Source organism: Clostridioides sp. ZZV14-6345, from assembly GCF_020657775.1.
In the GTDB taxonomy this organism is placed as follows: Bacteria; Bacillota; Clostridia; order Peptostreptococcales; family Peptostreptococcaceae; genus Clostridioides; species Clostridioides difficile_D.
Genome location: NZ_JAGWCX010000008.1, coordinates 38290 through 50593, shown reverse-complemented (window position 1 = coordinate 50593; position 12304 = coordinate 38290). Strand labels below are relative to the sequence as shown.

9 protein-coding genes and 1 riboswitch are annotated in these 12304 nt (G+C 30.5%); all 9 genes read right to left on the bottom strand.

Translation table 11 applies throughout. From position 1 onward, the window contains the following. Positions 1-4: 4 nt before the first annotated feature. The 9 genes from KGF39_RS03415 to KGF39_RS03375 all read right to left on the bottom strand — a co-directional run bounded on the left by KGF39_RS03415 (position 5) and on the right by KGF39_RS03375 (position 12287). Positions 5-613, bottom strand: coding sequence for an ECF transporter S component (locus tag KGF39_RS03415; protein WP_227821195.1), 609 nt, complete (start codon positions 611-613; stop codon positions 5-7). Between the two features lie 124 nt (positions 614-737). Beyond that, positions 738-855, bottom strand: a riboswitch (FMN riboswitch). 58 nt (positions 856-913) lie between these two features. Next, the gene (locus KGF39_RS03410; protein ID WP_227821194.1) at positions 914-2080 is read right to left on the bottom strand and encodes an amidohydrolase; all 1167 of its coding nucleotides are present in this window, start codon (positions 2078-2080) and stop codon (positions 914-916) included. A gap of 148 nt (positions 2081-2228) precedes the next feature. Beyond that, positions 2229-4370, bottom strand: a complete 2142-nt coding sequence (locus tag KGF39_RS03405) for a Tex family protein (protein WP_227821193.1) — start codon at positions 4368-4370, stop codon at positions 2229-2231. 144 nt (positions 4371-4514) lie between these two features. Continuing rightward, positions 4515-5622, bottom strand: a protein-coding gene (gene prfB, locus KGF39_RS03400; RefSeq protein ID WP_227821192.1) for a peptide chain release factor 2 whose coding sequence is annotated in 2 segments (ribosomal slippage) — positions 4515-5546 and positions 5548-5622 — 1107 coding nt in all. Because the reading frame shifts where the segments join, the coding sequence is not laid out codon by codon here. 14 nt (positions 5623-5636) lie between these two features. Further along, positions 5637-8312 carry a preprotein translocase subunit SecA gene (gene secA / locus KGF39_RS03395; RefSeq protein WP_227821191.1) on the bottom strand — a complete coding sequence of 892 codons (2676 nt, stop codon included), beginning with the start codon at positions 8310-8312 and terminating at the stop codon, positions 5637-5639. A 131-nt stretch (positions 8313-8443) separates the two neighbouring features. Further along, complete coding sequence (gene hpf / locus KGF39_RS03390; protein WP_054272868.1) at positions 8444-8995, bottom strand: ribosome hibernation-promoting factor, HPF/YfiA family; 552 nt, start codon at positions 8993-8995, stop codon at positions 8444-8446. Positions 8996-9552: 557 nt separating this feature from the next. Next, positions 9553-10227 carry a copper homeostasis protein CutC gene (locus KGF39_RS03385; protein WP_227821190.1) on the bottom strand — a complete coding sequence of 225 codons (675 nt, stop codon included), beginning with the start codon at positions 10225-10227 and terminating at the stop codon, positions 9553-9555. A gap of 2 nt (positions 10228-10229) precedes the next feature. Beyond that, positions 10230-11282 carry a Sapep family Mn(2+)-dependent dipeptidase gene (locus KGF39_RS03380; RefSeq protein ID WP_227821189.1) on the bottom strand — a complete coding sequence of 351 codons (1053 nt, stop codon included), beginning with the start codon at positions 11280-11282 and terminating at the stop codon, positions 10230-10232. A gap of 45 nt (positions 11283-11327) precedes the next feature. Next, complete coding sequence (locus KGF39_RS03375) at positions 11328-12287, bottom strand: N(4)-(beta-N-acetylglucosaminyl)-L-asparaginase (RefSeq protein WP_227821188.1); 960 nt, start codon at positions 12285-12287, stop codon at positions 11328-11330. Positions 12288-12304 lie beyond the last annotated feature (17 nt).

The window sequence follows — 12304 nt, the reverse complement described above, 5'->3', positions numbered from 1 at the left end:
TTGTCTAATTATTTTTTATTATATTTCCCATTTTTTTATAAAGTGGTACTGTTACTAAAGATATTACAACAGCCTTCAAGACATTAAATGGAGCTATAATCCAAATTACAAAAGTGAATAAATCATGAACTTGAGGATTTATAGCTGAACCTAAACCTATTATAGCGTTTAGTCCCATAAATTTACCATAAAGTGGCAACATTACAAAATAATTTACTAATGAACCAATTATAGTCATAGCTATTGTTCCTAATACAAAACCAATCAACACACCTTTTAAGTCTCTGCTTCTCTTATATGAATAACAAAGTATCATTACATAAGAACCACCAATTAATATATTTGCAAATTCTCCTATTCCTCCAGTTGTTGTTGCTGTTATCGCTTGTAGCACATTTTTTACTACAACTATTCCAAATCCAACTAATGGTCCTAGAGACATTCCTCCAAATATTGCTGGAATATCTGATAAGTCTATTTTTAAGAAATCTGGAAATATACCTGGTATTGGTGCTTGAATAAACATTAATAAATAAGATATTGCAGATAAAATGGACATTACTACTAAAGTTCTTGTTGAAATCATATTTCCTCTTTTTGCTGTGTTTTGCATAATTATTTTCCCCCTAATCAATATGTTTATATTTTTTAGGAAAAACAAAAAACTCGAAGACCCTATCTTCGAGTTTTTATGGATATAGTTTAAACAAACTAAAATAAACTTATTTATCTTCCATAAATATCTTCTCTCATCCAGACTTTACTGTCGGCTTTGGAATCTCACCAAATCAACCACCTAAGTAGTTCGCGGGCTATACCGCCGGTAGGGAATTTCACCCTGCCCCGAAGATCTTCTTTGATTTTTAATTTTCCTTACACTCTTATATTAGTTAATTTTTTAATAATTGTCAAGTTATTTTTTCTCATATACTACTTTGCCATTTATTATAGTGTAAAGTACATTACTTTGAATCTCCAGTGGAGAATTATCCCAAATTACTATGTCTGCATCTTTACCAACTTCTATAGAGCCTACTCTATCTTCTATCCCTAAAATCTTAGCTGGATTTATTGTAATTGATTCTATTGCTTTTTCTTCTTTCATACCATGTTTGACTGCAATACCTGCACAGATTGGAAGATATTGAACTGGTATTACTGGATGGTCTGTCATTATACATACATTAAGACCTGCATTTGAAAGTATTCCAGCTGTATTAAATGTCAAATTTCTAAGTTCAAATTTAGACCTTTCTGATAAAGATGGACCTACTATTACAGGAAATCCTTCCTCCATTAATTCATCTACAATAAGATGACCTTCTGTACAATGGTCTAATGTAAGTTTTAAATTGAATTCTTTTGCAATTCTTATTGCTGTAAACATGTCATCTGCTCTATGAGCATGTGCCTTGAAAGGAATTTCTCTTCTTAAAACAGGTATTAAACTTTCCATTTTTATATCGTATTCAGGCTTTTCACAATCTTCTTCATCATTACTTTCATACATATCAATATCTTCTAGATATTCTTCTGCTTTTTTTAAATTTTCTCTAATCAATGCTGCTATAGCCATTCTAGTTTGAGGAGATTTATCATCCTGACCATAACAACTCTTTGGATTTTCTCCAAATGCTATTTTAGATGCAACTGGATTTTTTATTACCATTTTATCAATTCTTTTTCCATATGTTTTTATAGCTATACATTGACCACCCATAACATTTGCACTTCCAGGAGTTGTACAAACAGAAGTTATTCCACCTTCAAAGGCTTCTTTAAAAGTCCTATCCATTGGATTGATTCCATCTATAGGATTTAGTTGTGGTGTTATTGGGTCAGTTTCTTCATTTCCATCTGCTCCTTCAAACCCTATACCATCTTCCCACAAACCTAAATGAGTATGTGCATCTATAAATCCAGGAAACACAAGTTTATCACTAGCATCTATTACATCTACATCCAAAGGTGCTATCAAATCTTTTCCTATTTCTATTATTTTTCCTTCTTCTATAAGGATATCTCCATGAATTATCCCATTTGTTATGGTATTTATTTTACCATTTTTTATAAAAACCATTCATTTTCCTCCTGATTTTCAAGACTATCGTACTTCTTTTTAACACTATTTTCTTACAAAATACTTTTACATTTTTTAATATTTATATATTCTATGAATCGTGTTTACAGACATAGAGTTTGGTCATTATAATCATACATAAACTTATCTACTTTTTCATTGATAAGGCGACTCTTTTTTTATTTAAGTCAATTCCAATGACTTTTACATCTACTATATCACCTACTGTAACAATACTCATAGGGTCTTTTACAAAGCTATTACTCATTTCTGATTTATGAACTAATCCATCATTTTTTATTCCAATATCTACAAATGCACCAAAATCTACAACATTCCTTATTGTACCTTTTAAAGTCATACCTTCTTGTATATCTTCAATTTTTAAGACATCTGTTCTAAGTATAGGTTTTATACCTTCTTCTCTCGGGTCTCTTCCTGGCTTCTTGATTTCAGCTATGATATCTTTTAAAGTAACTTGTCCTACTTCTAGTTTTTCACTTAATTCTTTCAAGCCAATCTCTTTTATTTTTTCATCTATTTCTTCTATATTTTTATTCTTTACATCATCTAAAGAGTATCCAATTATCTCAATCATTTTTTTACATATGTCATAACTTTCAGGATGCACACCTGTATTATCTAGTGGATTTTTGCCCTCTAAAATTCTCATAAATCCAGCACATTGAGTAAATGCTTGAACTCCCAGTCTTTTTACTTTTTTCAGTTGTGCTCTTGATGTAAAATCTCCATTTTCTTCTCTATATGCTATTATATTTTTTGCAATGGTCTTGCTTATTCCTGCAATATGTTCTAGCAAAGAGTATGATGCTGTGTTTAAATCTACTCCAACACTATTTACAGAATCTTCAACAACTCCATCTAGTACTTCTTCTAGTCTCTTTTTATTTAAGTCATGCTGATATTGACCCACACCAATACTTTTAGGGTCTATTTTTACAAGTTCTGCTAATGGGTCTTGTAATCTTCTAGCTATAGATATAGCTCCCCTTATTGATACATTTATATCTGGATGTTCTTCATTTGCAAGTTCAGATGCTGAATAAACAGATGCTCCAGCTTCACTAACTATAACATACTGTACTTCTCTATCTATCTCTTTTATCATTTCTGATACAAAAGTCTCTGATTCTCTGGATGCAGTCCCATTGCCAATTGAAATTATATCTATATCGTATTTTTCAATCAATCCTTTTAAAACTTTCTTTGCTCCTTCTACATCATTTTGAGGGTCTGTTGGATATACGGTTGTATAATCTAGTAGTTTACCATTTTTATCTACTACAGCTATTTTACATCCAGTTCTAAAAGCAGGGTCAAATCCCATAACAACTTTGTCTTTAACTGGTGGTTGAAGTAATAAACTTTTAACATTTTTTCCAAATACACTTATAGCTCTTTCTTGAGCTATTTCTGTTAAATGATTTCTTATTTCCCTTTCTATTGATGGAAAAATTAATCTTTTATAAGAATCTTCTATTGAACTTACGATTTCTTCTTTATTTTTAAAATTTTTATCATTTACATATTCATTTATTATGTAATTTAAAACTTTATCATTATTTATTTCTAACTTAACCTTTAAAAAATTCTCTTTTTCTCCTCTATTTATTGCCAAAACTCTGTGTGGAGCCATGCTTTTTACTGCTTCACTATAATCATAATACATATCATAAACTGATTTCTCATCAGTAGAGTTTTTGCTAACTATCATGCCTTCTCTTAAAGCTAATTCTCTTATATACTTTCTAACCTTAGCATCATCTGATACTAATTCTGCAATTATATCTCTAGCACCTTTTAAAGCATCTTCAACAGAAAGAACTTCTTTCTCCTCATCTATATAATTCTTTGCCTCTATTTCTATACTATCTAAATTATTCTCTAGTATTGACAATGCTAAGTTTTCTAGTCCTTTTTCTTTTGCTATTGTTGCTCTGGTTCTTTTCTTTTGCTTATATGGAGCATATATATCTTCTACTTCTTGCAATGTTTTTGCTTTTTCTATATTTTGTGTTATTTCATCTGTTAACTTACCTTGTTCATCTATTAGTCTAACTACATCATCTTTTCTACTTTGAAGGTTTCTCAAATACATCAATTTTTCATAGAATTCTCTTAATGTAACATCACTCATTTCGCCGGTCATTTCTTTTCTGTATCTAGCTATAAATGGTATTGTATTTCCTTCATCAATAAGTTTTAATGTATTATTTATTTGTTCATCTCTAAGATTAAATTCTTTTTTTAAGATTTGATTTATATCCAATTTATTCACTCCTAATGTTAGTTTTTTCATAAGTATAATAAGACAGAACGAAGGCTGAGGGTTGTAGTCCTCAGCCTAAGTGCTGTAAGTGCATATTAAACACTAACCTTCCTATACGTATATCTTTATTACAGTGCATATTTATTAAACTGTTTTATTCATTTTTAAGTATTCATTAATAAACAAGTCTATATTTCCATTCATTACACTATCTACATTTCCAAACTCAGCATTTGTCCTATGGTCTTTAACCAGCTTATATGGTTGAAAAACATATGACCTAATTTGACTACCCCAAGTTATTTGTGAGTATTTTCCTTGTATATCTTCTATTTTTTCTTTTTGTTCTAACTCTTTTAATTCTATCAACTTTGCCATTAAAAGTCTCATAGCTCTGTCTTTGTTCAGATGTTGAGACCTTTCATTTTGACACTGAACTACTACACCTGTAGGAATATGTGTTATTCTAACTGCTGAATCAGTTGTATTTACATGTTGACCTCCAGCACCAGATGCTCTATATGTGTCTATCTTCAAATCTGATGGATTAATTTCCACTTCGATATTCTCATCTAGCTCTGGTGTTACATCTATAGATGCAAATGAAGTATGCCTTTTTCCTGATGGGTCAAATGGAGATATTCTTACCAACCTATGAACTCCCTTTTCACTCTTTAAATATCCATAAGCATTTGTTCCTTCTACAAGAATTGTAGCTGTCTTTATTCCAGCCTCAGGGTCTGATATTATATCTAAGAGCTTAACTTTATAACCTTTACTTTCTGACCATCTTATATACATTCTCAAAAGCATTTGAGCCCAATCTTGAGCATCCAAACCACCAGTACCAGCGTTTATAGATAATATAGCATTATTTTTATCATACTCTCCATTTAGAAGAGTTTTTATTTTTATTTCAGATAATTTTTCTTCTATTAACTCTATGGACTTTTCTATGTCTTTTTCTACAGAATCATCATCTTCTTCTATGCCTATTTCAATCAATACTTCTATATCTTCTAATAAGTTTTTTAAGCTTTCATATTCTTCTAATGTCTCTTTTAAAGATTTATTTTCTTGAAGTACTCTTTGAGCGACCTCATTATCGTTCCAGAAGTCTTGTTTATTCATCTTTTCTTCATTGATTTGTATTTTTTCCATCAACGAAGCCATGTCAAAGAGAAACCCTCAATTCTTCTAAATTTGAAGCTATATGCTCCATACTATGTCTATACTCTTGTAACTTTAACATTTAATCCTCCGAGATTATCTTCCACAACAGTTTTTATATTTCTTACCACTTCCACAAGGGCATAAGTCATTTCTTCCAACTTTTTCATCTTTTTTAACTGTTTTACTTGTTGGAAGTGTTCCATCTGATGGAGAAGATAGATTTTCAACATCTACAACTGCTTTTCTTTCCACTGGAGTTTCTATTGTTATATTAAATAAATATCTTACAGTATCTTCCTTGATATGTTTATTCATTTCATCAAACATGTCGAAACCTTCCATTTTATAGGCAATAACTGGATCTTGTTGACCTACAGCACGAAGACCTATACCTTGACGTAATTGGTCCATAGCATCTATATGGTCTATCCAATGGTTATCAACAGCTTGAAGTAAGATTACTCTCTCAACCTCTCTCATTCTCTCATATCCAACCTGTTCTTCTTTTGAAGTATATATCTTCATAGCTATTTCATAAACCTTTTCTGTTATTTCAACTGGATTAAGTTTTTCTATTTCTGGGATTTCTATACTACCTTTTGGTAAGAACAGATTATACATATGTTCTTTAAATCCTTCTTCATCAAATCCTTTATCTTGCGTATAAAGAGTAACCGCTTCTTCTATTATAGAATGAGTCATTGATTGTACTTGTTCTTGTAAATCTTCACCTTCTAGTACACGCTTTCTCTCTGCATATATTATTTCTCTTTGTTTATTCATAACATCATCGTATTGAAGTACATGCTTTCTTATTCCAAAGTTTTTACCTTCGACTTTCTTTTGTGCTCCTTCAATAGATTTAGACAATATTCTATGTTCTATAGGCATATCTTCTTCAAGACCGATTTTATCTACGATTCCAGATATTCTATCACTTCCAAACAATCTCATAAGGTCATCATCAAGACCTATATAAAATCTTGAACTACCCGGGTCACCTTGACGACCAGCACGACCTCTCAACTGGTTATCTATTCTTCGAGACTCGTGTCTTTCTGTACCAATTATAGCAAGTCCACCTGCTTCTATAACTTGTTTTTGTTCTTCTTGTGTTTGTTGCTTAAACTTTTCAAATAGTTTTTCATACTCTGCTCTAGCTTCAAATAGAATCTCATTTCCTTTTACAGGTATTCCTTCTATTGGAGTATCTACTCTATTTACTATTTCCTCTTTAAATCCATTTCTTCTCATTTCTCTCTTAGTTAAGAACTCTGGGTTCCCACCTAGAACTATATCGGTACCACGGCCAGCCATATTAGTGGCTATTGTAACAGCTCCAAGTCTACCAGCTTGTGCTATTATTTCTGCCTCTTTATTATGATGTTTAGCGTTTAATACTTCATGTTTAATACCTTTTTTCTTTAGTATTTGTGACAATAACTCTGACTTTTCTATTGATACTGTACCTACAAGTATTGGTTGATTAACCTTATGTCTTTCAATTATTTCTTGAGCTACAGCATTAAACTTACCTGCTTCACTTTTGTATACACAATCTGGTAAATCTTCTCTTACCATAAGTTTATTAGTAGGCACTTGGAAAACATCCATTTTATAGATTGCTTTAAATTCTTCTTCTTCTGTTTTTGCTGTACCAGTCATACCAGAAAGTTTTTTGTACATTCTAAAGTAATTTTGGAATGTTACAGTAGCTAATGTTTTGGACTCTCTTTGTATTTTAAGACCTTCTTTTGCTTCTATTGCTTGATGTAAACCGTCTGAATATCTTCTACCAAACATAAGTCTACCTGTGAACTCATCTACTATTACTATTTCTCCATCTTTAGCAACATAATCAACATCTTTCTTCATTATTACATGTGCTCTTAAAGCTTGATTTATATGATGATATAATTCTGTATGAGATATATCTGTTATATTATCAACATTAAAATATACTTCTGCTTTTTGTATACCTGACGCTGTTAGAGATACAGCCTTATCTTTTTCTTCTAATTCATAATCATCTGGTTTTAAAGTTAAAACAAATGTATTTGCATCTGAATATAAGTGAGTTGATTTGTCTCCAGGCCCAGATATTATAAGTGGTGTTCTAGCCTCATCTATTAGTATAGAGTCAACCTCATCCACTATAGCATAATTTAATCCTCTTTGAACTCTTTGCTCTTTGTGTATTACCATATTGTCCTTTAAGTAGTCAAATCCATACTCATTATTTGTACCATAAGTTATATCACAATCATATTGCTCTTTTCTAACTTTTGGATTTTGACCATGTATAATAACACCTACACTCATTCCTAAAAACTCATAGATTTTTGCCATTTGGTCTCTATCACGTTTTGCAAGGTAATCATTTACTGTTACAACATGTACCCCTTTTCCAGTAAGCGCATTCAAATAAACAGGGGCAGTTGCAACCAAAGTTTTACCTTCACCTGTTTTCATTTCTGCTATTCTTCCTTGATGTAGAACTATACCTCCAATCATTTGAACTCTGTAGTGTCTAAGTCCTAACACTCTCTTAGAAACTTCTCTAACTACTGCAAAAGCTTCTGGAAGTATATCATCTATACTTTCACCATTTGCTAATCTCTCTTTAAATATATTTGTCATATTTTTAAGTTCCGAGTCTGCCATAGATTCAAACTTAGGTTCTAATGAATCTATTATATCAACAGTTTTATTGAACTTTTTTAATTCTTTTTTATCTGCCATGTTGAATAAATTATCCATAAAGCTCATATTTTACATCTCTCCTCGTTCTTTATTGTACTATTATTCATTTTACCATAAAAACTATACTTTTAATATTAATTTAAAAAGCTATCGATAATTTATTTATCGATAGCTAATATGATTAAATCTAAATTGCTTTATTCATGTTCTATTATACCATATCCACCATTATGACGTTTATAAACTACTGCTATTTCATCTGAATCTATGTTCTTGAACATATAAAAATCATGTCCTATTAACTCCATCTGTAATACAGCTTCTTCTTCACTCATTGGCTTAACACTAAATTTTTTACGTCTTTGAATTACTAACTCTTGATTTTCATCTCCATAATCCTCTTGTTCATCAGCTAGATTTATCTCTGCATCTTGGAATCTTATACTCTTGTTATCTTTATGTTTATCTTGTAATCTCTTTTTATATTTTTTTAATTGTTTACTTAATTTATCGTATACCACATCTATAGCTGTGTATAAATTTTCCTGCATATCTTCTGCTCTAATTATAGGTCCATTTACAGTAGCTATTGTTACTTCTATTTTTTGTCTTGCTTTTCTAGCACTTACTGTAACTTTTACATCAGTGTCTGGATGGATGTAATTATCTAACTTACTTAGTTTGCTTTCGATTTTATTTTTTATTGCATCAGTTAATTCGATTTGTTTTCCAGATATAATTATGTTCATAAGTACATCTCCCTTCAATTATGCCAGTATAAGAAAATTTATACTTTAAATAATATATTCTACACGAACTCTCATAATCCTCTTTTTATTATTAACTTTTATGATTTTTTCTATTCAATTGATAGAATTATTTATTATTTTTAGTTATCTTAATACTCATGTGGATTAATATTATTACAAATACCTGTGGATAATGTGGATAAAATTGTTAATAACTCTTGTTTTTGTTTATTTAAAGCTATTTTTACTACTACTTATATCCATTTCTATCCACAAAAATCTCCATTAATTGTTTATTAATATGTGAATTCATGTCATAAGTTGGTAATTTTAGGAAATTATATGTATTATATGCCATTTAACTTTTATAAATATAAACCCTCTAAAACCTCCATATTCTATCTTTTCTTTCATTATTTATATTTAATACTATCCAAAAGTGATAAAGCACCCTCAACAATAATTTCATATTTGATACCTATTAACATTCATATACCCAAATTATAATTAACTCACACTCTTTATTTAAACTAAGTATTTTATATTTTTATCTATAACTATCTTGAAATTATATTTACGAGTTGTTTAAGCTTTTGTCTATCTATATCTTCAAAAGGACTGTTATTTATTCTAATAGCTGTACCAAAGTGAAAATTACTTGATTTAGTTGATTCCTTTATTTTTTCTATATTATTAAAATTAAGTCCTCCACCTAAAAGAATTTTTATGTGATTAGAACTAAGCATCATATTCTTTATTATTTGTATGTTATCAACTATACTTCCTTTACCCCCTGATGTTAGTATGTTTGTAATTTTATCATAATCCTTCAAAGTTTTAACACTATCCATTGTGTTTGATTCGTCTATAGCTCTATGAAATGTAACATCAAGATTATCACAATATTTCAATAAGATATTTAGATTTTTCTCATCTATATTGTTGTTTTTATCCAATACCCCAAACACAACTCCATTAGCACCAATCTCTTTAATTACGCTTATATCTTTTTGCATTATACTTATATCTTCTTTGCTATATACAAAACTTTTCGCATGATGTCTTACCATTACGTTCACAGGTATCTTTACACTGTTAACAACTCTTTCTATAAGACCAAAACTTGGTGTCAACCCACCTTCAGTTAAGGCACTAACTAACTCTATTCTATCTGCACCACAATCTTCTATAATTTTAGCATCTTCTACTGTCATTCCTATTATCTCTAACATAACTACTCCTTTGCCAATTCATATATTGCATTTGCAAATATCTTTGCATTTAATATTATATCTTCTATGTCCATGTATTCATCAGGATTATGAGCTATTCCTTTTTGTCCTGGAAATGAAGGCCCAAATGGAACTATATTTGGCATTACTTTTGCATATGTCCCTCCATTAGTCGTTACTGGAGCTCCATCTAATGATGTTACCCTTTCATAAGCTATCTGAAGTTTTTTAATAAGCTTACTTTCTTTATCAAAGTATACAGGATTAAAATTAGAGATTACCTCTATCTCAATACTACTTGGAAAACTACATTTTATCTCATCTAACACATCTTTTAGTTTATAACTAAAATCGTATTTTACCTTTATATCCAATATAATATTACTATTTTCTTTATGTAACTCTTTATATGTAACAAGCACATTTTCAGACATACTTTCTATAAAACCTAAGAATGTATCTTCTTCATAATTGTTTTTACTTTTGATTCTAATCTTAGCCATACCTTTTTCACCATACACAACAGGATACTTACAATCTGGTGTAAATCCCATAATAGGTGCTTTTTCTTTTTTCAAGTAATATGGTATATCTTCAAATCCACTTTCTTCATTTGTACCAAATATTATCCTAATTTTTTTATCTAATTTTAGGTTTAATTCTTTAATAGCATATAATCCATATAAAGCAGACATTATAGGACCTTTATTATCTAATACTCCCCTGCCATAAATTCTTCCTTTAATTTCTTTTCCTTCATAAGGCTGATACTTCCAACCTTCTCCTTCATGTACAACATCTACATGCCCAATTACACAGACATATTCTTCGCTATCTCCATATTCTGCATAACCAATATAATTATCTAAATTTCTAATCTTAAATCCCAATTTTTCTGAAATTTCTAATGCTTTATTAAGTGCTTCCCCTACTTTTTCACCAAAAGGGAAGCCATTTTCTGACTCCCCTTTAACACTAGGTATTTTTACAATATCTATAATATCACTTAATAAATCTTCTTTTAATTCATCTATTTTATTACTTATGATATTCATAAAAATCTCCTTATTATAAAAACTCTACTTTATTATGTAGCTACTTTATTCACTTAATTCTATTGGTGCTTTTATTCTAGCTTCATATGCTTCCATCCACTCATTTGATATAACCTTATGTATAGTCTTTCCATCTACTCTATTTGAAATATATACAGTAGGGGGTTCCTCTTTAGTTACTACTGAAAAAGTAAAATCCGCTATATTTGTAGCTACTCCCCATTCACCTTTATTATTCATGGCAACTAATGATAAATCACCAGCTTTTCCTCTTCTTTTGATAAGCTGTTTGTCAAGTTCATTTACTGCTATATCACACGCTTCTTGTGGATGTTTTCCTTCTTTCATAAGTCTAACTATCTCATAAGATATACATCCCTTCATCAAATCTTCTCCCAGACCAGTAGCTGTAGCTCCTCCTACACTACTATCAACAAAAAATCCCGAACCAGATAGTGCAGAATCTCCTATTCTACCTCTTTTCTTCATGAACAATCCACTTGTTGATGTAGCTGCACACATCTTTCCATTTTTATCTAAAGATATCATACCCACAGTATCATGACCAGCATATGGACTTAATCCCTTATCTAAAGTTTCCTTTTTTCTCTTCTTATAATGTAACTTTGCTCTATCAGTCAACATATTTTTTCTTTCAAATCCATTTTTATGAGCATATTCTTCAGCACCTATTCCAACTAAGAAATTATTTACCTTCTCATAGCTTAACTTCCTAGCTATGCTGACAGGATTAGAATAATCTCTTATACCTGCAACCGCTCCAATATCTAATGTGTTACCATCCATAAATGCAGCATCAAGTTCTACCTCACAGTTTTCATTTGGAAGTCCACCATATCCAACCGATTTATAGAATGGATAATCTTCAACTCTTCTTACAGCAAGCTCTACAGCATCACCTGCTTCCATGCCTTTTTCTAAATGTTCTGATGCCTCAGTTATCCCTTCTAGGGCCATTCTCCATGTCGCTATCATACCCCACATGTTAAAATTCCCCTCCT